The organism is Nocardia sp. Root136 (genome assembly GCF_001427185.1).
Taxonomy (GTDB): domain Bacteria; phylum Actinomycetota; class Actinomycetes; order Mycobacteriales; family Mycobacteriaceae; genus Nocardia; species Nocardia salmonicida.
The window spans coordinates 237,958-261,524 of sequence record NZ_LMFE01000009.1 but is presented as its reverse complement, the minus strand read 5'-3'; the positions used below and the strand labels follow the sequence as shown (position 1 = coordinate 261,524).

Annotated in this window: 23 protein-coding genes; 16 read left to right on the top strand and 7 right to left on the bottom strand. The window is 65.2% G+C overall.

Annotated elements, in window-relative coordinates:
- Positions 1-84: 84 nt before the first annotated feature.
- Positions 85-840: a dienelactone hydrolase family protein gene (locus tag ASD42_RS24525; RefSeq protein WP_235569811.1), complete on the bottom strand. Its 756-nt coding sequence runs from the start codon at positions 838-840 to the stop codon at positions 85-87.
- Positions 841-968: 128 nt separating this feature from the next.
- Here ASD42_RS24525 and ASD42_RS24520 point away from each other — a divergent pair, with 128 nt between their 5' ends.
- Complete coding sequence (locus tag ASD42_RS24520) at positions 969-1,367, top strand: hypothetical protein (RefSeq protein WP_200950514.1); 399 nt, start codon at positions 969-971, stop codon at positions 1,365-1,367.
- A gap of 170 nt (positions 1,368-1,537) precedes the next feature.
- Here ASD42_RS24520 and ASD42_RS24515 read toward each other — a convergent pair whose 3' ends face one another.
- Both ASD42_RS24515 and ASD42_RS24510 read right to left on the bottom strand, forming a co-directional pair.
- Complete coding sequence (locus ASD42_RS24515) at positions 1,538-1,969, bottom strand: YbjQ family protein (RefSeq protein ID WP_235569810.1); 432 nt, start codon at positions 1,967-1,969, stop codon at positions 1,538-1,540.
- A 14-nt stretch (positions 1,970-1,983) separates the two neighbouring features.
- Positions 1,984-3,600 (bottom strand): ABC-F family ATP-binding cassette domain-containing protein, encoded by a 1,617-nt coding sequence (locus tag ASD42_RS24510; protein ID WP_056820851.1) that lies wholly within the window; start codon positions 3,598-3,600, stop codon positions 1,984-1,986.
- 209 nt (positions 3,601-3,809) lie between these two features.
- Between ASD42_RS24510 and ASD42_RS24505 the strand changes: the two genes are divergently transcribed.
- The 7 genes from ASD42_RS24505 (at position 3,810) to ASD42_RS35895 (ending at position 10,697) form a co-directional block, all read left to right on the top strand.
- The gene (locus tag ASD42_RS24505) at positions 3,810-5,594 is read left to right on the top strand and encodes an N-acyl-D-amino-acid deacylase family protein (RefSeq protein WP_056820850.1); all 1,785 of its coding nucleotides are present in this window, start codon (positions 3,810-3,812) and stop codon (positions 5,592-5,594) included.
- Complete coding sequence (locus ASD42_RS24500) at positions 5,591-6,196, top strand: TetR/AcrR family transcriptional regulator (RefSeq protein WP_056820849.1); 606 nt, start codon at positions 5,591-5,593, stop codon at positions 6,194-6,196. The genes ASD42_RS24505 and ASD42_RS24500 overlap by 4 nt, the downstream gene beginning before the upstream one ends.
- 11 nt (positions 6,197-6,207) lie before the next feature.
- Complete coding sequence (locus ASD42_RS24495) at positions 6,208-7,026, top strand: alpha/beta fold hydrolase (protein ID WP_162256231.1); 819 nt, start codon at positions 6,208-6,210, stop codon at positions 7,024-7,026.
- Positions 7,027-7,324: 298 nt separating this feature from the next.
- Entirely contained in the window at positions 7,325-8,503 is a 1,179-nt protein-coding gene (locus ASD42_RS24490; protein ID WP_200950506.1) for a ThiF family adenylyltransferase, read from the top strand.
- Entirely contained in the window at positions 8,500-9,132 is a 633-nt protein-coding gene (locus ASD42_RS24485) for a GNAT family N-acetyltransferase (protein WP_063893728.1), read from the top strand. Before ASD42_RS24490 ends, ASD42_RS24485 begins: the two co-directional genes overlap by 4 nt.
- A gap of 172 nt (positions 9,133-9,304) precedes the next feature.
- Positions 9,305-10,279 carry a helix-turn-helix domain-containing protein gene (locus tag ASD42_RS24480; RefSeq protein ID WP_056820844.1) on the top strand — a complete coding sequence of 325 codons (975 nt, stop codon included), beginning with the start codon at positions 9,305-9,307 and terminating at the stop codon, positions 10,277-10,279.
- 202 nt (positions 10,280-10,481) lie between these two features.
- Complete coding sequence (locus ASD42_RS35895) at positions 10,482-10,697, top strand: helix-turn-helix domain-containing protein (protein ID WP_056820842.1); 216 nt, start codon at positions 10,482-10,484, stop codon at positions 10,695-10,697.
- 49 nt (positions 10,698-10,746) lie between these two features.
- On the opposite strand, the gene ASD42_RS24470 is transcribed toward ASD42_RS35895, so the two are convergent.
- Positions 10,747-12,120, bottom strand: coding sequence for a cutinase family protein (locus ASD42_RS24470; protein WP_056820840.1), 1,374 nt, complete (start codon positions 12,118-12,120; stop codon positions 10,747-10,749).
- Between the two features lie 381 nt (positions 12,121-12,501).
- Here ASD42_RS24470 and ASD42_RS24465 point away from each other — a divergent pair, with 381 nt between their 5' ends.
- Together ASD42_RS24465 and ASD42_RS24460 are read left to right on the top strand one after the other, a co-directional pair.
- A complete protein-coding gene (locus ASD42_RS24465) occupies positions 12,502-13,569 on the top strand; it encodes a phosphotransferase family protein (RefSeq protein ID WP_056820839.1) in 1,068 nt (355 codons plus the stop codon).
- Positions 13,569-14,723, top strand: coding sequence for an acyl-CoA dehydrogenase family protein (locus ASD42_RS24460; RefSeq protein WP_056820837.1), 1,155 nt, complete (start codon positions 13,569-13,571; stop codon positions 14,721-14,723). Before ASD42_RS24465 ends, ASD42_RS24460 begins: the two co-directional genes overlap by 1 nt.
- 54 nt (positions 14,724-14,777) lie before the next feature.
- Here ASD42_RS24460 and ASD42_RS24455 read toward each other — a convergent pair whose 3' ends face one another.
- Entirely contained in the window at positions 14,778-15,347 is a 570-nt protein-coding gene (locus ASD42_RS24455; protein ID WP_063893727.1) for a hypothetical protein, read from the bottom strand.
- 265 nt (positions 15,348-15,612) lie between these two features.
- Here ASD42_RS24455 and ASD42_RS24450 point away from each other — a divergent pair, with 265 nt between their 5' ends.
- Both ASD42_RS24450 and ASD42_RS24445 read left to right on the top strand, forming a co-directional pair.
- The gene (locus ASD42_RS24450; protein WP_056820836.1) at positions 15,613-16,836 is read left to right on the top strand and encodes a cytochrome P450 family protein; all 1,224 of its coding nucleotides are present in this window, start codon (positions 15,613-15,615) and stop codon (positions 16,834-16,836) included.
- Positions 16,837-17,303: 467 nt separating this feature from the next.
- Complete coding sequence (locus tag ASD42_RS24445; RefSeq protein WP_442938666.1) at positions 17,304-18,077, top strand: hypothetical protein; 774 nt, start codon at positions 17,304-17,306, stop codon at positions 18,075-18,077.
- A 17-nt stretch (positions 18,078-18,094) separates the two neighbouring features.
- Here the strand turns inward: ASD42_RS24445 and ASD42_RS24440 are convergent, their stop codons facing one another.
- Positions 18,095-18,703, bottom strand: a complete 609-nt coding sequence (locus ASD42_RS24440; RefSeq protein ID WP_056820834.1) for a hypothetical protein — start codon at positions 18,701-18,703, stop codon at positions 18,095-18,097.
- Between the two features lie 307 nt (positions 18,704-19,010).
- Between ASD42_RS24440 and ASD42_RS34550 the strand changes: the two genes are divergently transcribed.
- A complete protein-coding gene (locus tag ASD42_RS34550; RefSeq protein ID WP_131816549.1) occupies positions 19,011-19,622 on the top strand; it encodes an LppU/SCO3897 family protein in 612 nt (203 codons plus the stop codon).
- 36 nt (positions 19,623-19,658) lie between these two features.
- Here the strand turns inward: ASD42_RS34550 and ASD42_RS24430 are convergent, their stop codons facing one another.
- Positions 19,659-20,264 carry a TetR/AcrR family transcriptional regulator gene (locus ASD42_RS24430; protein WP_056820831.1) on the bottom strand — a complete coding sequence of 202 codons (606 nt, stop codon included), beginning with the start codon at positions 20,262-20,264 and terminating at the stop codon, positions 19,659-19,661.
- A gap of 149 nt (positions 20,265-20,413) precedes the next feature.
- Here ASD42_RS24430 and ASD42_RS24425 point away from each other — a divergent pair, with 149 nt between their 5' ends.
- Genes ASD42_RS24425 through ASD42_RS24415 form a run of 3 tightly spaced genes read left to right on the top strand, consistent with a single transcriptional unit; the run spans position 20,414 to position 23,519 of the window.
- Positions 20,414-21,793: a flavin-containing monooxygenase gene (locus ASD42_RS24425; RefSeq protein ID WP_056820830.1), complete on the top strand. Its 1,380-nt coding sequence runs from the start codon at positions 20,414-20,416 to the stop codon at positions 21,791-21,793.
- Entirely contained in the window at positions 21,790-22,743 is a 954-nt protein-coding gene (locus tag ASD42_RS24420) for an alpha/beta hydrolase (protein ID WP_056820829.1), read from the top strand. The genes ASD42_RS24425 and ASD42_RS24420 overlap by 4 nt, the downstream gene beginning before the upstream one ends.
- Entirely contained in the window at positions 22,740-23,519 is a 780-nt protein-coding gene (locus ASD42_RS24415) for an SDR family NAD(P)-dependent oxidoreductase (protein ID WP_200950505.1), read from the top strand. Before ASD42_RS24420 ends, ASD42_RS24415 begins: the two co-directional genes overlap by 4 nt.
- Positions 23,520-23,567 lie beyond the last annotated feature (48 nt).

The following is a 23,567-nucleotide window of genomic DNA, read 5'->3' as shown; positions in this document are numbered from 1 at the left end:
GGTGTCGGTCGATGCGCCTGACGCTCGACCCGCCAACTTCGCCGGAGCCGTTGGACAGGCTCGTCAAGCGTCTTCGAAAGAGGTTCAGCGCAGGACGCGCGTGAACAAATCAGCCAATTCGGTCCAGTGCCGGGCGTCTGCCACGGCGTTGTAGACGTCGGTGTCGGATTGGGTGAAGCCGTGGTGGGCGCCGGGATACACCTCGGTCCGGAAGGTGGTGCCCGAAGCGGTGAAGGCCGCGTCGAGTCGGTCGATCTGTTCCGGTGGGAGTCCGGGGTCCGCGTCGGCGTGCGCGAGGTAGACCTCAGCGGAGATTCGGTCGACCACGGTGTGTGGACTGGTGGGGTCCTCGGTGGCCAGTCTGCCGCCGTGGAAGCCGGCCACCGCGGCTACGCGGTCGGGGTAGGCGGCGGCGGTGTGCAGTGCGTTGCGCACGCCCATGCAGTATCCGGACAGGCCCACCGGATTGCCGGTGGTCAAGGGGGAATCGGCCAGCCACGACAGATACGCCTCGGCGTCCGCGACAACGAGTTCGGGTGTCAACGCGGTCAGCAGCGGGCGCAGTGCGCCGAAGATCTCGCCGCGTCGGTCGGCCCCGATGAAGTCGGGAAGCTCGATTACCGGTGCGGAACCGTTGCGGTAGAACACATTCGGAACGAGCACGGTGAAGCCGAGGGCCGCGAGGCGTTCGGCGTCACGGCGGACCACCGGCCGCAGCCCGAACGCGTCGGAGAACACCAGAACCGCGGGGTGGGGAGCGTTGTCGTCGGGGTAGGCGAGGAAGGCATCGGCCTTGCCGTCGGCCGTAGCCACATTGAGGGTGAGCGTGTGCACCGCCACGGCGGAACCTCCTGAGCGCATCGAGTTGGGCACACCCTACTTTTCGCACGGCAGTGATTCGGCGCTCGAGCCGGTCGGGACCGGCATCTGCGCACGCAGCGAATTCGGCGCAGCGCAAGCACATCGCGGTGGAGACCGAGCGGAATCCGGCACTCAATGATTTTCATCGAGGTCGATGGCGCGCTGATCGACGTGACAGAGAGGTCGGCGAAGATGGCGGAATGTCTGGTGTGAAGTTCGTGCGCCGCGTCGATGGGTTGACCTATGAGTTCGTTCGCGAGGGGGACGCGTACGGCTTCCCGTCGTATAGGCGGGTCGACCACGACCTTTGGTGTCGCCGACTGCCCGACTTCGGTTGGGTGGTGTGCAACGCGGCCGATGAGGTATCGAGTCGCCCGTTCGACGAGCCCGGGCAAGGCGAGTTTCCTCCCGAAGGCGTGTGGGTGAGCCGCAAGGGCGCACAATCCTATGTTTATGACCTCGTGCGCGCCGACCCTCGAGCGGCAACCGGTTCCGGAATTCGGTAGGGCTGCTTGGTTTTCGGCATCGCGTAGAGAACGTCGCAGCGGTGCCGGGCCAGGCAGCTCAGCACTGTGTATGCCCAGTTCCGCTTAGTGGCCAGGCACAACACACTTCGAAGATCAACGGCCAGAAGCCATCTCGGTCCATTGGCTTCCGCTCGGAACGCCGCTGGCCCTCATGCCGGTGGATCAACCGGAGGCTGCTGGATCGGCCGTATGGCGACGGCGGTGCCGTAGGCCGCCACCTCGCTCAGCGAGCCGGCAATCCCATTGCAATCGAACCGCATCGCGATGATCGCGTTGGCGCCGAAGGCCATGCCGTGCTGGCACATGCGCATGATCGCCTCGTATCGAGCCTGGTACAGCAGTTGCGTGTATTCGGGGACCTCACCACCGCCGATCGAGCGGAATCCGGCCGAAAAGCTGTTCCCGATACCGAGGCTGCGCACAGTCAACCCGGCGACTTCACCGAATACCCGCACCACCTCGTGGCCCGGCACGTCGTTCATCGTCGACACCAGAATCGGAAACTGTGGTCCGGGCTGTTGCTGCGGTACGCCCTGGGCCGGCATCGGCTGTGATGAATACGGCGGCGGTGGCTGGTTCATGGGCCGCAGCATATCTACGCAGTTCGCACGGAGGCCGACGCTTGTAGGGCGAGATGGGTGCCTTCCCAGCGGCTGCGCAGTCGCCGGTCGTGGCTGACTACCACGATGGCTCCCGGGAAATGGGCGAGCGCGGTTTCCAACTCCTCGACCAGACCTGGCGACAGGTGGTTGGTCGGCTCGTCGAGGAGCAGCACGTCGACGGGTTCGGTGACCAGGCGCGCCAAAGCGAGGCGCTGGCGCTGGCCGGTGGACAGGTCTTCGACACGCGTCGTGAACTGGGAGACGTCGAACAGGCCGAGTGAGAGCAGTTGGTTGCCGTGGAATTCTGGGTCACCCGGGCGATCGCGGGCGAAGGCGACGAACATCATGCGTCCGCGGACGGCCGGCGGTGGTTCCTGCGCGAGGTAGCCGATCTTGCCGGACCGGGCGACGGTGCCGGTGTCGGGTGCGAGTTGACCGGCCAGCACGCGGAGCAGGGTGGTCTTGCCCGCACCGTTCGGGCCCGTGATCAGCAGGCGGTCGCCCGCGGCGAGCGTCACGCTGATCGGCTCGAGTCTGCCCGCGACGGAGATGTCGGTGGCCTCGAGCCCGGTCCCAGCGCCGCCGGCGGTCGCCAGGGTGGGCGCGAATCGTAGGGGTTGCGGCGGTGCAGGCACCGGGTCGGCGAGCAGGCGCCGCAGCCGTTCCTGCGCGTTGCGAACCCGGCTGGCCACTGATTGCTGCACCCGTCCACCGGCTCGGCTGTAAGCCATCTTGTTGTTGTCGGCCATTGCCCGGCCCGGTGCGACCCTGCGGGCGGTGGTGTCGGCGGCCTCGCGGAATCGTTCGGTATCGGCCAGCCACTGCGCGTGCGCCTGCACCCATCGCGCTCGCTCGGCCGCCTTTTCCGCCAGGAATCCTGGGTAACCGTCGCTGTAGCGGACGACGCGCTGCCGGTCCGCGTCGACCTCCAGCAGGCTGGTTGTCACCCGTTCGAGGAAGGCCCGGTCATGGGAGACCGCAACCGTCGTGCCGCGCCGGGCGATCAGGTGGTCTTCGAGCCAGGTCAGGGCGACGTCGTCGAGGTGGTTGGTCGGTTCGTCCAGCAACAGCAGTTCCGGAGCTGCCGCCAGCACCGCGGCCAGGCGCAGTCGGACCTGCTCGCCGCCCGACAGCTCGCCGATCGTGCGGTCGCGATCTACCAGGCTCAATCCCAGTCCGTGGAAGGCCTGTTCCACTCGCGCGTCGGCGTCGTAGCCGCCGTGATGTTCGAAAAGTAGTGTCAGATCACCGTATTCGTCGATTCCGGACTCGTCGCCGTCGGCCATCGCGATCTCGAGGCGGCGCATCTGGGCTTCGACCGCTCGCAGCTCGGTGAGGGCTCGGTCGATGAGCTGCTGCACAGTGAGGTGCTGGGGGAGTTGCTCGTCTTGCGCGAGGTAGCCGATGCCACCCTCGGCGTGGACGATGATCTCGCCGCTGTCGGGCTGCACCCGCCCGGCGAACAACCGCAGCAGGGTGGTCTTGCCGGAGCCGTTTTCGCCGATGATCCCGGTGCGCTCGCCGACGTCGAGCGAACATGTCACATCCGTGAGAACGGGATCGCCGTCGAACGACTTACTGACCGCGAGCGCGGTGATCTGGGTTGGCATGGCACTCTCCGAAGCATTCGAGGACGACGCGGTCAGGGGACTGCGTGGCCGGGTGAAAAGCTCGGAAGAACAATCGGGCAACCTCGCTCGCGTACGACAACTGTCGCACCACGGTAGCAAGACGACTATGGCCTGATCACGGCGAACCCAAAAGGTTGCGAGTGCTCGCTATCTAAGTTAGCGTGCAGGGAATCTATGACGGAGGTCACATGAACGCTCACCTCTTCGACGTGATCATCAGCGGTGGCACGGTGTACGACGGGAGTGGCGGCCCCGGCGTCGTGGGCCACGTGGGGATTCGCGACGGTGTCGTCTGTGCCCTCTCCGCGGAACCTCTCGATTCCTCCGCTGCCGGGGAAGTGATCGATGCGACAGGCCAGTGGGTGATGCCCGGCTTCGTGGACGTCCACACTCATTACGACGCCGAGGTTCTCGTCAGCCCCGGGCTCAAAGAGTCTGTCCGACACGGTGTTACCACCGTCATGCTCGGCAACTGCTCGCTGTCGACCATCTACAGCACCGCCGTGGACATCGCCGATCTGTTCTCACGCGTGGAGGCGTTGCCGCGAGATCACGTCCTCAAAGCTGTGGATACCGCGAAAACATGGTCCGGGCCGCAGGAGTACATCGAATCCCTCGAGCGTCTGCCGCTGGGACCGAATGTCGCCTTGCTCGTGGGGCACTCCGACTTGCGGGCGCATGTCATGGGACTCGATCGGTCGACCGATCGTCGCCAGCAGCCCACCGGTGCGGAATCTCGGGCGATGGCCGAGGCATTGAGCGAAGCCCTGGACGCGGGAATGCTCGGTATGTCGACGATGACCAATCCATGGGACAAGCTGGACGGTGATCGATATCGTTCGAGGTCGCTGCCGTCGGCTTATGCCAGATGGAGCGAGTTCCGTCGGTTGCACAAGATCCTGCGCAAGCGAGGACGACTGTTGCAGAGCATCCCGAATCTCAACACCAAATACGACATGATCTTCTTCCTCGGTGCCGCAACAGGTCTCGGACGCAAGTCGTTGAAGGTGTCGTTGTTGGCCGCGGCCGATCCCAAGGCGTCGCCGTGGATCCACCGGATCTTCGGACCGATCGCGGCCGCTGTCAACGGCCCTGGCCGAGGTCAGTTCCGATGGCAGCATCTGCCCACGCCGTTCGACGTCTACTCCGACGGCATCGACCTCGTGGTGTTCGAAGAATTCGGCTCCGGACGGGCGGCACTGCACCTGCGCGACGAGTTGGAGCGCAACGAACTTCTGTCCGACGAAGCGTATCGACGATGGTTCCGCGCCGACTTCGAAAAGAAGTTCAGCTCACGGGTCTGGCACCGCGACTTCGCGGATGTGCAGATAACCGAATGCCCCGACGGTTCGCTCGTGGGCAAGACGGTCGCCGATATCGCGAAATCTCGTGATATCCACGTCGTCGATGCCTTCCTCGATCTGGTGGTCGAGCATGGACGCGCATTGCGCTGGCACACCACCATCGCCAACTATCGGCCCCGAACCATGGACCGACTGATCAACGCGCCCGGAGTAACCGTGGGATTCTCCGACGCGGGTGCGCATCTGCGCAATATGGCGTTCTACAACTTCGGTATCCGGCTGCTCCACCGTGTGAAAAGCGCGCGAGGTGAACGGAATCCGTTCATGAGCGTGGAGAAGGCGGTGCACAAGCTCACCGGTGAGCTCGGCGATTTCTACGGCGTCGACGCCGGGCATCTGCGGCTCGGTGGACGTGCCGATGTGGTGATCATCGATCCCGCGGGCCTCGATGACGACGTCACCGCTTATCACGAGGAGATCATGCCCGAGTTCGGCGGCCTCAGCCGCATGGTCAACCGCAATGATCGAGCGGTGACGGCGACGTTGATAGCCGGCAAGATCGCCTATCGACAGGGGCAGTTCGCGCCGTGGTTCGGCGTGTCCGAACGTGCCGGTCGATACCTGCGGGCCGGCGCCGACGACTCCATCGCCGCCACGGTGAACACGTGAGTCGAACCCAGCAGCAACGCCGCACCGAAACCATCGGCAATCTGATCGACGCCACTATCGATTCGCTGTGCGAAAAAGGTTATGCCGCAACGACAGTCAGCGAGATCGTCGCGCGGGCAGGGGTGTCCTCCGGGGCGCTGTTCCGCCATTTCCCCACGCGACTCGACCTTTTGGTGGCAGCAGCAGAAGAGGTCCGTTCTCGGCAGTTCACCGAATTCCGCGCCGGACTGAGCGGACTCGGCACCGATTCCATCGACCACTGCCTCACACTGCTGCGAGCGGCATGCCGTGCCCCGATCAACGGGGCGTGGTACGAGCTACTCATCGCCGCCCGCAGCGACCCCGCGCTCCGGGAACGGCTGACGCCCTTTACCATTCAGTACCACGAGCAGATCGCACAGTTGGCGAGGACATTGCCGTTCGCGGCCACCATCGCTGCGGAGCGCTTGGATACCGTCATCTTCAGCGTGGTCTACCTCCTCGACGGAGAAGCCCTCGCCGCCGTGGTCCATCCTGACCCCGAGCAAGACGAGCTGCGGCTCACGGTGATCGTGAATCTGCTCCGGGTCGAGGCCGCGAATCAGGAATTCGTCAGAGCGTGACACGGTGGACAGTGCGAACCGATGGCGCCACGATCGCCGTTTTCGAATACGGGAATCCGGACGCCGAGAACACCGTGCTGCTCGTGCACGGGTACCCGGATGATCATCGACTGTTCCTGCCGATGATCGATGCTCTCGGCGATCGGGTGCGGATCATCGCCTACGACACGCGAGGCGGCGGCGATACCGTGGTCGACGATCCCGACTCCCTGCGCTCGTTCACCCTGCCGCGACTGGCCGAAGATGTCTTTGCCGTGGTGGATTCGATTCCGGCCCAACGAACTCCGATCCACGTCTTTGCCCACGACTGGGGCTCTGTGCAGATGTGGGAGGCGATGTCCGCACCTCGCGCGGCATCGACCTTCGCTTCGTATACCTCAGTCTCCGGGCCGAGCCTGGATCATCTACGTCAGCTGGCGAGGGCCCGCGCTGTCGTGCTGTCCCGCTGGCCATCGGTGATTTCGCAGCTCGCGCGTTCCTGGTATATCTGGGGCTTCCATGTTCCCGTTCTTTCGCGGCGAATCCCCAGACTGCTCGCGGCTGCCGGGTACTTCGAGGACGCACCGCCGCGATCACCGGAGAATCAGCGACGGGGCATCGCGCTCTACCGTGCGAACGTCGTCGCACGGCTTGTGGGTGGACCCGCAGCGGTCTGCGTTGTCCCCACTACGATCGTGGCCCCACGCCGGGATCGATTCCTGGCTCCAGATCTCACTGACGCTGTGCACGATTGGGTCAGTGAGGTCGAGGTCGTAGCTGTGGATGCGGGACATTGGTGGCCCTACGCCCACCCGGGCGAAGCGACGCAATTGCTGCTGTCGCGCATGTGACGCCCGCTCGGGGAATCCTTCGTCCTATCGCCGCCGTCACGGTCTGGTTCGGATCCTGCCGGTACTGGAATCGATGCTTGCGGGATTATTGCGAGACTGCGGAAGGGTGCTCGAGCGGTCGCCTCTCATGCCGACCGAATTGGTCGCAGTCCCATTTCGGCTGGGGTATTTTCGCGCCATGCCGCTGGACCGAAGGTCGATTTGCTGAAGGTGTGCTGTGTGTATCCTTTGCGCGTCCTGGTCGACAGAGACGAGCGAGTGACCGTTCGTCTCATGAGGGTCGGAGGTTTGTGCATACATGGTTCGGCATCGCTCGGTTCCGCGTCCGAAAGTACTCACGCCCGGCGCCGCAACATCACATTTCCTTCCCGTGCTGCTCGATGCGTCGAGCCCGGAAGGACTGCGTGATCTGGAAGCGTTGGCAGCGTCGAGTTCTGTGAGTGCCGTGCACGACACGATCGAAGAACAGCTCGACGAACTGATCCGCTGCGAGGAGCCTGCGGTCGCGCATTCGACGGGTTCGCTGGCGGCGGCGCGTCGTCGGATCTGTGGTGGGACTCCGCTGTGGCAGTGGGGAACGTGGGTGTTCTATCCGTGGAACGGCCGGTTGGTACATGTGCTGCCGCGCGAGGGTTTCCAGCGGGTGCGGACCGATCGGAATCGCAACAAGATCGACCGAGCGCAGCAGCGAGACCTGCGCGAGCGGCGGATCGGGGTGGTCGGGCTGTCGGTGGGCAACAGTGCGGCAGTGACGCTGGCGATGGAAGGGGTCGGCGGATCGTTCCGATTGGCCGACTTCGACAACGTCGGGCTGTCGAATCTGAACCGGCTGCGGGCCGGGGTAGGTGATCTCGGGGTTTCCAAGGCTGTGCTGGCGGCGCGTCAGATGTTCGAGATCGACCCCTATCTCGACATCGAGGTGTTCACGGACGGGTTGACCGAGGAGTCGATCGGATCGTTCTTCGACGGCGTGGGCGGCACCCGGCCGCTGGATCTGGTGGTGGAGGAATGCGACACGGTCTGGGCGAAAGTCGCTGTCCGTGAGTACGCGCGGCGCCGAGCTGTCCCGGTACTGATGGACACCAACGATCGCGGCTTGCTCGATGTGGAGCGTTTCGATCGCGAACCCCATCGCCCGCTGTTCCACGGCCGCACCGGCGGGTCGACTTCCGCCGATGTCGCCGGGATGAACCGGGGCGAGCGGCTGTCGTTTCTGCTGGCAGTGGTCGATGAGCCGCGGCTGAGTCCGGCGATGCGCGACGCTGTCGGTGAGATCGGCCGGAGCCTGTCCAGCTGGCCTCAACTCGCCTCCGGGGTGATGCTCGGCGGCGCCTTGGTGGCGGACACGGCTCGCCGGATCCTGCTCGGCGAGCTGATCCCGTCGGGGCGAACCTATGTCGACCTCGACGAGCTCATACCCGCGGTAGGGCCACGGGTTGCTCCGGCATGCGTGCGGGCGATGGAGGAAGTCCGTTGACGATCGACCTGCGCAACGTGGAACTGGTCGGCGCGCGGCTGCGGTTGCGTGATCTGCGTGCCGGTGATCTCGGCGTCTATCAGCGGATTTTCACCGACCCGCACCTGACCCGATATATGGGCACCGACAGCATGGGTGTCCGGGCGGCCGCGACGTCGTTCGATGCCGCCCTGCGCTCCCGCGGCGAGAGTCCGCGGCGCAGGTACACGCTGGCGATCACCGCACCCGGTGAGGACGCCATGGTCGGCACCATCGGTCTGCTGGTAGAGGATTTCGGCAGCAACGCGATGATCGGCGGTCTGGTCGTGGTTCCGGAAGGGGCGCTGCGGGCGGGTGGTATCGAGGCGGGGCGGCTCTTGGCGGCATTCGCCTTCGGGCCGCTCGGGATTCACCGGGTATGGGCGGGGCACCGGCACGATCATCCGGTGATGGACACGGTGATGTCGGGAGTGGGCTTGACGCCGGAGGCGCGGCTGCGGCAGCTCTACCGAACCCAGGGTCGGTGGCGCGATGTGTGCACCTATGCGGCTTTGCGGCCGGAATGGGCTGCGACGGCGACACCCGCCGAACGTCGAATCCTGACGTTACGGCCTACCGCGGCAAAGGAACACGTCATCGTGGGTCGGTGAAGTCGGTGCGCAATCCCTACCGAATCGGGCTCCGGGCGCGCCAGAGCGCGATAACATCGCCGACTACGAACCCACGCAAGCGCTTTGCCTGAATTTCCACCACCCGAAACGCGTAGCGGCCGGCGACGGGAGGGGCTCCACCGCCGGCGAGAATCCGAAGTAGAGATCACAAATGGCAGTGCTGATCGACTCCGACTTCTTCACGCCGGCGGACCGGCGGGAGGCGGTCACCGCAATCCTGCAGGAAGCCGAAATCGGGGCGAACCTGCAGATGTTGGACTCGCCGGCCGAGGTGGTCAGCCGACATCAGGCCTGGATGCTGGGTCCGATCGCGCTGACCCGCTCGGAGGTATCCGGTCACCAGGTCTGCCGAACCAGTCGCCATGAGCGAGCCACGCCCAGCGACACGTTGACGGTTACCGTTCAGAACGGACAGGTCCGCAAGCACGAACAGTTCGGTGCGCAAACGCTGATCGAACCCGGCGCCTGCGAAGTGATCGATTTGGCCACCGCGTTCGCCTCCGGCTGGCACGGTCTCGGCGGAACCTTGTGCCTGCAGCTGTCCAGGGAGCGCCTCGGCATTTCCGCGGAGACGGTCGTCGCGGCTCATGGGCGGCTGGCGGCATCGCCGCTGTACCCGATGGTCACGGCGCAGATCCAGCATCTCGTCGGAATCGCCGACCAGCTCGAAGCTGATCCGGCCGCCGCCTCTGTGGGTGAGTCGTGTCTGGAAATGGTTCGGGCGCTATTGATCTCGGCGGCCGGCCGAGGACCGGGTGACGGAGCCGCCATACCTGAGCAACTGCTGATCGAGCAGATCCTCGGGTATGTGCGGACAAACCTGTCCGATTCGACCTTGAAGATTCCCGGTATCGCCGCCGCCAACAACATCTCCGTGCGGCACCTGTACAAGGTATGCGCGCAGTCGGGTATCAGCCTCGAGCAGTGGATCATCGAACAACGCCTGGTCAGGGCCCGTGACATGCTGATCGACATCGGCTACGCGCACCGGTCCATCGCGTCGGTGGCCGGCGCCGTGGGTTTCCGCGATGCCGCCCACTTCGCCCGGCGATTCCGCGAAGCATTCGGCATGACACCTCGTGACTGGCGCCGCAGCGCCACCGCTGCGGACAACCCACCGAAATAGCCGGGAGTTGTGCGCCCGACGGCGCGCAAATTTTGTGCGTGCACAGTCAGCTGCCGTGCAGTCACAGTCTCCTTCGAAGGCCGATTCACCGATATCTTTCGAATGTGGCTGCGCGAGACCACATCAGCAGTACGAGTGTTCGCCCACGGGGCACTCGCACCGATGGGGTCCGTGCTGAGGGCATCGAGAGAGAGGGGAGACCATGTCCACGACGATCGGCAAAGCTATTCGGGCGGCGAGGATGGCCTCCGGATTCACCCAGGCGGAGTTGGCCGACTGGATCGGAATCGCGGACGGAAACCAGATCAGCCGTTGGGAACGTGATGTGGTGACACCCAGTGCAAACAATGTCGGCGAATTATCGCGAGTTCTGGGAGTGCGGCTCGGCAACTCGGTCGGAGATGCAGTGTCGTGCTGATCTGAAAGCCGTTGTGTCGGCTCGATGCAGGTCGAGCCGACACAACGGGCTACGAAACTACCTGGGAGCTCAGGTAGTTCAGGAGGATTTGGACGTCGTCGCGGTAGTCGATATGGGCGTCGGAGGCGTAGAAGTTGGCAACGTCCACACCTTGGCGGCCCAGCTGGACGAGCTCGTCGACAGTGTCGGGGTCGGTGATGCTGAGCAGGGTTCGGGTGGTTGCGTGGAGGTCGGCTCGGATGCCCGCGGCGAGGGGGCCGAGTACTGAGCCGGTGAGGTCGGCGCCGGTGGCGGCCAGGGTCGCCAGGTCTGCGGCGGCGGCGAGTGGGTCGTTGCGATCGAGGGATTCGACCGCACGCCACAGGATTTCCTGAATTCGGCCGACATTGTCGGCGATACTCAGAAAATCGATGTCCATGAGAGCGTCGGCGATCACGCTGAGGCCTGCGGTCCGACCAGAGGGGTCGACGGCGGCGGCTGCGCGGATCACCTGGGCGACCAGGACTCGGTCTACACCCGCGGCGGCCTGAACCAAGGGGGCAAGGTCAACGTTGACCGCACGCGCGCTCCGGTGCGCACCGCGAATGTCACCGGCCGCGAGGAACTCCGGGAGGCGTGTGAGGTTGTCGAGAATGGTGGGCAGGTTCGCCGCGGTGGCGGTCCAGCCGGCGCCCATGGTGACGGCTTGAGTGATCAGGCTGCTGGGATCGGTCGTAGCGGGGACGAGGTTCGCGATCGGTGTGGGATCACCGCTCAGGACCCTGCCCAACACGGCGAGGAACGGGGAGGTGGCGGCATCGAGGGAGCAGTACAGATCGCCGTCGGCACACAGGGTGCGAACCCGCTCGGTCAACGCACCGAAATCCCGGCTCCGTGTTCCGGCGATGCCGCGACCGGGCTGCGTATTTCCCAAGGAGAGTGTGGTATTCGGGTCGCGATGCGGATCCGACAGTAGCCCGACCCCGACCACTCGATCGGCACCGATGGGACCGTCGCCATTGCCGATCTCGGTGGCGAGATCGCCGATGCCGTCCGCGCCCTGGCTGTAGCCGGCGAGGATGACCCGCGTCGAGCCGCACAGGCCACGCAGCATCTGGCCCAAGCGGGATTCCAGGGTGCTCAGGGACTCCGCGTAGGTCAGACCCTGGTCGAAAGCGCTTGCGGCATAAGGGGTGTAGAGGATTGTGATGTCGCGACCGAACTGCCGTTGCAGTCCGTCGCCGACGGGCCCGAGCATGCCGACGGGCACCTCGGGATCGGCGCCCGGCGTGGTCTCCCAGGTCCCCGGCCCGAAAATTGCGGTGTACGGGGTGCAGGGCTGCGCGCCAGGCGTTTCCGCTCCTGCGACGCCGACCGCCGCGGTCCCGGCCGCGACGACGGCGGCAACCAATGTCGCCGCGGCGGATCTCGACAACCTGTTCATCGTCCAATACCTCTGTTGCCGAAGGGGATTCGAGACGGTACGGCAGGTGTGCTGAATCGTGTCGAACCGTCGGGCCAATTCTCGCCACTCGCCGTCGGTTTCGTAGACACTTTCAGACACATTTTCATTTCAGATTAGGTGCGTGGGCGCGCCAGCGGCTTCGCTTCATCAACAAAGTGACGTCCGGTTCTGGAGTCATGCGACTTCTGTAGCGGCTTGTCGGATGTTGACAGGGCACTTCCCGTGACTCTATGTTAATCACAATTCTCGCAGGGTGTCGGCTGTGTGAGAAACATGTCCGGAGACGTCCTGAGCCGGTGCCGCCCTGCTCATCACCTCGGCGCTCCGCGCTGAGGAGGCCTGACCCCGTTCGAGGAGAACATGTCCGAGCAAGACGCGATCGATGCTGGTGCCGTTCTCACGCGGACCGATCTGACAGCGCTGACCACCTGGATGGATACCCGTGGCCTCGGATCGGGGCCGCTGGTGTCGGTCGAGCCGGTGACCGGCGGGACCCAGAACGTGATGGTCCGATTCGAGCGCGAAGGCCGCGGCTACATCCTGCGTCGCGGTCCGCGCCACCTCCGTCCGCGCAGCAACGATGTCATCCGGCGCGAGTTCAGCATCCTGGATGCCCTGGCGAAAACCGATGTCCCGCATGCGGGTTTGATCGCCGCGTGTGGCGACGAGTCGGTCCTCGGTGGCGCGGTCTTCTATCTCATGGAACCGGTCGCCGGGTTCAATGCCGGGGTCGAACTGCCCGACCTGCACGCGAGCGATGTCGCCGTGCGCCGAGAAATGTGCTTCAGCCTCATCGACGCGCAGGCCAGGCTCGGTGCGGTCGACCACATCGCGGTCGGGCTCGGCGATCTCGGTCGACCGGACGGTTTCCTCGAACGTCAAGTGCCTCGATGGCTCGCCGAACTCGACTCCTACTCGGCATTCGCGGAATATCCTGGCCCGGACATCGGGTCGGTCGCCGAGGTCGCGCGCTGGCTCGACGAGCACCGACCCACGTCGTATTCACCGGGCATCCTGCACGGCGACTTCCATGCGTCGAATGTGATGTTCTCCCGGAACGGGCCCGACGTGGTGGCCGTGGTCGATTGGGAGATGTGCACGATCGGTGACCCGCTGCTCGACCTCGGTTGGCTCCTGGCGACCTGGCAGCTACCCGGTGCGCCGAACGAGTTCGCCGGCGAATTGACCCGGATGGGCGGCCTGCCCACGGCCCGAGAACTGGTCGCCCGCTACGCCGAGCAGTCCGATCGCGATGTCGCGGCGATCGATTGGTACACCGTGCTGGCCTGTTTCAAACTCGGCATCGTGCTCGAGGGCAGCTATGCCAGGGCGCTGGCGGGCAAGGCGCCGATGAGTCTCGGTGAGCGACTGCACATGACAACTCTGCGCCTGTTCGAACGTGCGCAATCCTTGATGAGTGGAGAGTGATGATCGACTTCGAAATCCCTGCCGAGCTTGCTGAACTGGGTGCCCGGGTACGGAGGTTCGTCGAAACCGAAGTTGTTCCGTACGAACGCGACCCGCGCGTCACCTCGCACGGCCCGACCGACGAGCTGCGCAGCGAGCTGGTAGCGAAGGCGAAGGCGGCCGGTCTGCTGACCATCCAGCAGCGGCCCGAGGGGATGTCGCATCTGGAGCAGGCGGTGGTCTTCGAGGCCGCCGGGTGGTCGACGCTCGGTCCGGTCGCAATGAACTGTGCCGCGCCCGACGAGGGCAACATGTTCCTGCTGTCGAAGGTCGCCTCTCCCGAGCAAGCCACCGAGTACCTGCAGCCCGTCATCGACGGCACGCGGCGTTCGGTGTTCGCGATGACCGAACCCGATGGCGCGGGTTCGGATCCCAGCCAGTTGACGACGACAGCGGTCCGCGACGGCGGCAAGTTCGTGATCAACGGCCGTAAGTGGCTGATCACCGGCGCGATCAACGCCGACACCTGGATCATCATGGCCGATGTTCCCGATGAAGGCGCGACGCTGTTCCTGTGTCACGGGAATACGCCGGGCATCGTCATCGAGCGAGTCATGAACACGATGGATCGCAATTATGTCGAAGGGCATTGCGTCGTCAGGTTCGAAGATCTGGTGTTGCCGGAATCGGCGATCCTTGGCTCGGTCGGGGAGGCGTTCCGCTACGCGCAGCTGAGGCTGGCCCCGGCTCGCCTCACGCACTGCATGCGCTGGCTCGGGGCGGCTTCCCGTGCGCAGGCGATCGCCATCGAACACGCGAAGACCCGCACGTCGTTCGGCAAGCCGATCGGTGAGCACCAGGGTGTCGGTTTCATGTTGGCCGACAACGAGATCGCGCTGCAGCAATGCCGACTGATGATCTGGTGGGCTTGCTGGACTCTGGACAAGGGCGGCAAGGGCCGCCACGAGTCCTCGATGGTGAAGTCGATGGTCTCCGAGGAACTGTTCAAGGTCGCCGATCGCTGCGTGCAGGTACTCGGCGGAATCGGAATCAGTGACGAGACTCCGGTCTCGGCGATCTTCACCGATATCCGCGCCTTCCGGCTCTACGACGGTCCGACCGAGGTACACAAGTACGCCATCTCACGCCAACTGCTGCGAGATGTCGCGAAGTAGAAAAGCAGTCTCGTCGCCGAGCGCCACCGTGTGCGCCCGGCGACGGTGACCGCGTCAGGTGACCAAGCCTTGGGTGCTTTCCGAACGCGGGTCCTTTGACCGTGTGGTCGCTGTCGTCGACTCGACGCCGAGCAGAATCCGGTCGCGGTAAATGCGCAGGGCCGCGATCACGGCGAACAGCGCGGTGAGTGCTCCCAGCGCCACACGCACTGTGTGCGCGACCTCGATTTCCTGTGCCGTGCGGTGCAATTCGTCGACCGTGTGCAGCGCGCGATCATCGAACAGAATCGTCCACCGCGGCCACAGGTACAGCGCCGACAGCAGGAACAGTCCTGAGACCAACGAGAGCATCGAGGCGAGCGTCCAGATTCTCGACGTTTTCGACCAGAGGGTTGCTCCGACAGCGACGACGCCGGTCAGCATCAGGACGGCGCCCAGCGGACGCATCACGCTGCCGACCGAGACGACGGCGGTGAATTCGTCGGCCACGATCAGTGACGCCGGAATATCGTGAAAGTAGTTCGGGTACAGGAAGACAGTCTCGGAAATCATGGTGCAGAACACCAAGACCGCCAGTGCCGCGTACACAGTGGTGGCCGCGAGTGCCGCAGTGAGTTTTCGCAAGGAACGCCCCTTCTGAAGTTCTGCAGTAGACGGTAGGCAGGCTCCGAGTCGATGACATCCGGCGTAAGCCCGGAAAACCACATCAGGGAACTCCCTGACTCCACCGTCGGTGAGAGGTCCTTCTGGCCTCGAGGCGTCGGAGCCACCGTCCTAATTCGTCCCCTCGACGGCCCGGCGGCGGGGTAGGTTTTTAACCACACGTGGTCGAAACTGTTTGCGGCACTGTCGATCACGGGCCGCAGACCCTGGTATTGAGGAGATCGTCATGGAACCGATCGTGCTGGATACGACCGGTGCCGACATCCAAGGTGAGTCGGCGCGCATTCAGCAGCGTGGCCCGGTGGCGCTGGTCGAGCTGCCCGGCGGCGTGCCCGCCTGGTCGGTCACCGATCAGGCCGTACTCCGGAGCCTGCTCGCCGATCCTCGGGTGTCGAAGGACCCCAGGCAGCACTGGATGTCGTTCATCAACGGCGAGATCACCGAGGCGTGGCCGTTGCTGCCATGGGTGGCCGTAGACAGCATGTTCACCGCCTACGGCGCCGATCACCGCAGGTTGCGCCGACTGGTCGCCCCGGCTTTCAGTCATCGCCGCAGTACCGCGCTGCGTCCGCGGATCGCCGAGATCACCGAGAACCTGCTCGACGCACTGGCGGCCGCCCCTGTCGGCGAGCCGGTCGATCTGCGCGACGGCTTCGCCTACCCGGTTCCGATCCGGGTCATCACCGAATTGGTCGGTGTTCCTGAAGGTTTCGGGCCTGCGCTGCACAAGTGCGTGGACGGGTTCTTCGACGGCTCGTTCACCGCCGAGCAGGCGCAGGCCAACTACCTCGAAATGTATGGATTGGTCGGCGAACTCGTTGCCTACCGGCGTGCGCATCCCGGTGACGACGTCACCAGCGTGCTGATCGCCACGCGCGACGAGGACGACTCCCAGCTGTCCGAGAAGGAGCTCGTCGACACCTTGATGCTGGTCATCAACGCCGGCCACGAGACCACGGTCAATTTGCTCGACCAAGCGATCGTCGCCCTGCTCACCCATCCCGAGCAGCGCGCCGCGGTAGCCGCAGGCCAGGTGTCGTGGACAGACGTGGTCGAGGAGACGCTGCGCTTCCAGGCACCGGTGGCACACCTGCCCCTGCGGTACGCGGTCGAGGATATTCACATCGCCGGGGAGTACCGGATCGCCAAGGGCGAGGCCATCTTGGCCTCCTACGCCGGCGCAAGCCGTGACCCGAAAGTGCACGGCGCCGACACCGCGGAGTTCGACCCCACCCGCGCCACCCGCGAGCAGCACCTCGCGTTCGGCTACGGGGCGCACCACTGCATCGGCGCATCACTGGCCCGTCTGGAAGCGGCCGTTGCGCTGCCCGCGCTGTTCGATCGGTTTCCACAGATGCGCCTGGCCACCAGCCAGGCCGAGTTGGCGCCGGTACCGAGCTTCATCTCCAACGGACACGCGACTGTTCCGGTGTATCTGCACGCCGACTAGTTCGATTTCGCCGCCTCCGCGTAGACCTACGGAGGCGGCGAGGTGATCGGGCCTGGTTGGCAGCGCTGATCGCCGACACTCTCACACTCGCCGAACAGACCGTGAAACCCACATGGGTCGGATTCTCGACAAGCTCAGGCCGAAGTATCGACGGCAAATTCTCGGCAATGGTATGTCGATGTTAGGTAGGGGAGCTGGTCCGACGGTCTGATCAGCGGGATGCGCGCACGTCCCTCGTGAAGCGGTGCGGGGCTTGACACGGTGCCGGACACGGCTTTGACTGATTCATAAACCGGTGTTACCTCCTACGACAGTGTTCTGAGAGGTCGGCTATGGCCAACACTTGGACAGTGAGCTCGGGACGTCGGCGTGGATCGGTCGCCCGCCGCGGATCCCTCTCGGCACTGGCACTGATCGGTGCGTGCCTGCTCTCCTTGACGGCTACCCAGACGGTCTCCGGGCAACCCATGGCAAACCCCTCGGACACCGGATTCGCGATCCCCTTCGCCGGTGCGCCCGCCTACGAATACGTGGCACCGCCGCTGATGACGAGTCCGGAGCAGCTCAACCAGCCGCTCGGTCAGGCGCGGGCCGACACGATCGCCGGTCAGATAGGTCTCGACAGAGCCGACGCGCTGACCGAGCAGCAGTATCGCGACCTCAGCACCGGCGGCGGTGTCGGCGGCAGCCGCGAGGCGGCCGAGGTGATCGTCGCCTGCGTAGAGATCCTCACCAATACGGTCGGCAACCCTCTCTATTCCGAGGTCAACGGGCAGAGCACGCCCTCGGTGCTGGGCAGCTACGGACTGTTTGTGAACCCCGGTGGGCTATTGGAGAGCCCGGCCAACACGGACGCGCCGACCAGGCAGGTGAACACCTTGCTCGCGCCCGGCGGTTACATCGGCACCTGGTTGCGCGACAACGGTGCGGTTCGAACGCTGGCCGCGCTCTACCGGTCGGCCTACACGGTGCAGGCTGCCTACGGCTTCGCGGCACAGCAGATTTCGGGCGAGGCTCAACTGGTGCCCAACACCAAGGGGGGCCTGAGCACCGTGGTCGGCATGTCGATGGCCCCGCCGCTGTGGATTGTGAACTTCGCCCTGATCTACATCTTGAACCCGGCCCTGGCGGCCGAGATGCCGGCCTACTGGGCTCCGATACCCGCGCAGGTCGTCGATGCCATCAATGCGAGCCCGACCGGCCAGGTTCCTTTCGGCGACTACGCGGCCTACTTCGGCTGATCGAGCGCATCAGTGGGTCAGGGCTGGCCGCTGACGGCGGCGGTGACGGCGTCGAGGAAGGGCTGGCCGCCCATGGCGTAACCGCCGGCGATGGCGCCGAGGACCAGGCCGACAGGGCCGGTGATGATGCTGAGGAAACCGAAGCCGAGGACTGTGCCGATGAGGCCGCCGAGGATGCCGCCCGCGACGACGCCGACCACGTTGCGGTTGATCTCGTTCGTCAGCTGCGACATGGGGCTGATGGCCTGCATCTCGCCGATCTCTGCGGTGCGCGCCCGCGGGGCGAGGACGAGGTGGTGGCCGTCGTCGGAGATCGTCTGCGCCACCCGCATCTCCTTGCCGGAGATCTGATAGATGAGCGGGATACGGGTGACGACGGCGCCGGAGTCGGCGACGAGGGTCACCGCGGTGTTGTCGTCGGTGGCGGCAAAGGTGCCACCGGCGACAGTGGTGGTCAGCACCCGGGAGAACTCGGTGAGGGTGGCCTCGTAGCGCACGGACTGGTCGACTCCGGACGTGGTGGCCTGGGGGGTCGGTGCGACCGGCTGCGCGGCGGTGGTTCCCGCGCTGATCCAGACGGTGGCGCCGACAAGGAGCGTGGCAGCGGGGAGGTAACCGAGCTTCATCAGGGAATTCCTTTACGCATCACGAATAATTGCGCGGCAGAACGGCGTGCTCCTGTAGGGGCACGAACCATGTTGTCCGCCAGAGAGATCGGGCAGACCCTAGCACCCTTTTCCGGCCGTTGGTCAACCCTGCCGAATTGGGCAGCGGACCAGGATTTCTCATTGTTAAAAGACGTGGATTCACAATTAGACACGTTCGTGTGTGCCGTGTAAGAACTGTCAGCGAGTGGGACGTCTGTCGGGGACGTCCAGCGGATGAGTAGGGACAACGCAGATGGCGCGTCGGAAAAACCTAGCCTTACTCGGCGTGTCCGTGGGGGCGGTGTTTGCCCTCGCAGGCGCCTTCTACCTGGCGCTTTCCGTCGTCGTGGGGTTCGCCGCGGAAGACTCCGAACAGCCTGACAATGCCGCTGCCGCAGAAACTTTGCCGACAGAGGTTTCAGCGACTCAACCAGTGGGAACTAATAATGATTTCTATGGCGGTGTCGCGTCCACATTGACCAAGTCCGCGACGCAGATTCCCTGGGTGGAACTCAGTGTCGGCGATTGTGTGGATTTGAATGCGAATTCGGCCGATATTCGGCAGGTCGCGTGCGGCGAAGCCAACTCCCGCTACCGGGTGACGGAATTGGCGTCCACGGGCAGTCGCTGCCCGGGCGATGTCGACCGCGCACAACCTCGGACGCTGCCGGGCGGCGTGGACCAGACCGTCTGCCTGGATATCGACTGGACCGTCGGCGAATGCCTCGACCTGGAGGGTGACGCGGTCAGGCACGTGGACTGCGCCGCCGACGTCCCCGGTCGGGTCCGCGTCCTCGAGGTCCGCCATGACACGACGGATGTGAACGTCTGCACGATCGGCGACCGCGGTGTCGTCTACGACCAGCGCCGCTACGTGGTCTGCGTGAGCACCCGCTGATCCGACGCGATCGGAAGTCGGCCGCCCCATGTGGACTCAGGAATCGCCAGGATCCGCCGTGAGGCCGGGAAGGATGTAGAGGCGCACGTGCCGCAGCACCGCCGCCCTGTCATCGGGGTCGATGGTGTCACCAGGGATCGTGCCCAGGCTGATCAGCACGCGCGCCACCCACTCGGAGACCTGAGCGAGGTCGTGACCGGGGTGAATCTCGCCGCGCGCTGCCGCGGCCTCGACGTAGGGACGCCAGAAGGACGCCAGATCGGGGATCAGGCCGGAAACGCCCGCGTCGGTGCACAGGGCGAATTCCTCGGGCTCGTCGGTTCGTAGCCGAATGAGCAATGCGCCGGGATCGTCGTATGCCCCTCTGCCGATGCGGACCCCCGCCGCGAGTTGTTCGCCGAAGGTGTCGATCGCATCGAGTTGTCCCCGCGCATCGGTCCAGAAAACGTCGGTCAGCCGCACGAGCGCCGCGCCGAGCAGTGTCGTCTTGTCGGGGAAGTGCCGGTAGAGCCAGGCTCGCGAGACTCCGGCCTCCTCGGCGACTTCGCTGACCGTCGTGGCCCGGATTCCCTTGGTTGCCAACAACTTCTGTGCGGCGTGGAGTAGCCGATCCACGACCGTCGCCGTCGGGGCTTCGGTCACGCTCCTCGCTTTCCGGGATCGTCGTTCACGCGGGAACGACTTCGGGTTTTCCGAAACCCTAGCAAGCAGTGGACAGATCTGAGAATGTGACAACTGCGAGTAGACACTCTTGTGAATCTGTCTACGGATCGGCTCGGAGGGATCGGGATATGTATCAACCGCGGACCGCGGTCATCGGCGCCGGTATCAGCGGCCTCACCGCGGGCAAGATGCTCAACGACTACGGTGTGCCCTATACCTGCTTCGAGTCCTCGGACCGGGTGGGCGGCAATTGGGCCTTCGGCAATCCGAACGGGCACAGCAGCGCCTATCGGTCGCTGCACATCGACACCTCGAAACATCAGTTGTCGTTCCGGGATTTCCCCATGCCCGAGCACTACCCGGACTTCCCGCACCACACGCAGATCAAGCAGTACCTCGACGATTACAGCACCGCCTTCGAGCTGACCGAGCACATCGAATTCGAGAACGGCGTCGAACACGCGCGCCGCCTGCCCGACGGTGGCTGGGAGCTGCGCACCCAACGCACCGGGACGCGGTATTTCGATCTGCTCGTCGTCGCGAACGGACACCACTGGGATCCGCGGTATCCCCAGTTTCCCGGTGAGTTCGCGGGCGCCACCCTGCACGCGCACCAGTACGTCGACCTACGCACACCGATGGACTTCTCGAACCAGCGGATTCTCGTGGTCGGACTCGGCAACAGCGCGGCCGATATCGCCGTGGAACTGTCGTCGAAAGCCCTGGGCAACACCCTGACTTTGTCGACCCGCTCCGGCGGGTGGATCGTGCCCAAATACATCGCGGGCCGACCGGCGGACAAGTACTACCGGACCAGCCCCCACATCCCCTACTCGTGGCAGCGCAAGATCGCGCAGTGGGGCCAGCCGCTCATCTCGGGACGCCCGGAGAGCTACGGACTGCCGACGCCCAATCACAAGTTCTTCGAGGCACATCCGACCCAATCGGTCGAACTCCCGTTGCGCCTCGGATCCGGTGATGTGATCCCGAAACCCGATGTCGCGCGGTTCGATGGGCACACGGTGCACTTCGCCGACGGCACCAGCGACGATTTCGACATCGTCATCTATGCCACCGGCTACAACATCACCTTCCCGTTCTTCGATCCGGAGTTCCTCAGCGCACCCGACAATCGGATCGATCTGTACAAGCGGATGTTCGTGCCGGGCATCGACGACCTGGTCTTCGCCGGATTCGCCCAGTCGACGCCCACCCTGTTCCCCTTCGTGGAATCCCAGGCGCGGCTGGTCGGGGCGTACGCGGTCGGACGGTACCGGCTGCCCGAGCCGCAGCGGATGCGCGAAGTGATCGTCGCCGATCAGCAGCGCTATACCGGGCACATGCTCGACCGCCCCCGCCACACCCAGCAGGTCGACTACTTCCTCTACGAACACGATATGCGGACACGCGAACTGCCGGCGGGAGCGGAACGGGCTCGGGTCCACGGGCCGCCGCCGTGGGCCCGGGTGGCCGACACCGACACCACGACCGTAGGAGCGCCCCGATGACCGACGAGTACCGGCAGATCTCCTTTCTCTCCCAGGGAACCACCTGCGATGCCTGGTTCTTTCCTCCGGCATCGGACGGTTCTCTCACCGGGCCGACCGGCTCGCCCGCCGTGGTCATGGCGCACGGATTCGGCGGCACCAAGGATTCCGGTCTCGCTCCGTTCGCGCAGCACCTCGCCGACTCCGGCCTGGCCGTTCTGGCTTTCGACTACCGCGGCTTCGGCGCCTCCGACGGTGAACCGCGCCAACGGGTCTCGATGGCCGCTCAAGTCCAGGACTATCACGCCGCGATCGCCGCGGCGATCGCGCAGCCCGGCGTCGATCCGGCGCGGACAGTGTTGTGGGGCATCTCCCAGTCCGCGGGCCACGTGTTGAGCGTGGCCGCCGAGCGGACCGACATCCGCGCGGTGATCGCGATGGCGCCCATGATCGACGGCATCTCAGCGGGTCGCAACGCCCTGAGCCAGGTGGGCGTCGGCGCGGTCACCCGCTCCGCGATGACCGGTGTGCGCAGCGCGATCGCGGGGCGCCTGGGCGCCACGCCGATCATGATGCCGCTGGTCGGCAAACCCGGCGAGCGGGCCGCATTGACCGCCGAGGGCTATTTCGAGTCCTACACCGCGTTGGCCGGGCCGACCTGGCGCAACGAAGTCGACGCCGCCGTCGGACTAGAGCTCGGCGGCTATCGGGCCGATCGGCACGCGGACCGCATCACCGCCGCGGTCCTCGTGCAGATCGCCGATTTCGACCGTGCCGCGCCCCCACACGCCGCGGCCAAGGCGGCGTTCAAGGCCCGCGCCGAGGTCAGGCACTACCCGTGCGACCATTTCGACCTCTTCGCGGGTAACCCGTGGTTCGAGACCGCCGTCGCCCACCAGGTGCATTTCTTACGACGACATCTGCTCGACGCAGCGCACAGCCAGGTTCGGACCACGGAGGGAACAGCATGATCGGCGATCGACGTTCGGCACTGGTGATCGGCGGTGCGTCCGGAATCGGCCTGGCAACCGCACGCACCTTGGCAGCCGAGGGGCACCGGGTGACCATCGCCGACATCGACGACGGTGCGGCCCGTGACGCCGCGGCGCTGCTCGGCGGCGATGTCACGGCGATCGGAATGGATGTCACCGACGAGGACTCGGTGGCGACAGGATTCGAGTCCGCGCACGGTGTGCACACCGTGGTGAACTGTGCCGGGCTCTCGATTCCGGGCGCGATCACCGAACTCGACCTGGCGCACTGGCAGACCACCATCGATGTCTGCCTGACCGGAACCTTCCTGGTCCTCAAACACGCGGGTCGCCACACCACCGAGGGCGGCAGCATCATCTGCATCGCCTCACTCAACGGTCGCCAACCAGGGACAGGTATGGCCTCCTATTGCTCGGCCAAAGCCGGTGTGCTCATGCTGGTCGAGGTCGCCGCGTTGGAACTGGCCGAGCGTGGCATTCGCGTCAACGCGATCTCTCCCGGCCTGGTCGACACCCCACTGGTCGCCGGGATCTCGTTGGTGCCGGGGTTGACCGAGGAGTACCTCGACAACACGCCGCTCGGCCGCAGCGGACGACCGGAGGAGATCGCCGAAGCGGTCGCCTTCCTCGCCTCCGACCGCGCGAGTTGGATGACCGGAGCGGCGATCGATCTCAACGGCGGCGCACATCTGCGTCGCTATCCGGATGTGCTCGGCCGGGTACGGGCGATGGCGGTGAACCCGGAGCAGCCGTAAGTCGTTGCCGCACCGGCTTTCTCCGCCGCGATCGCACCGAGTATCGGG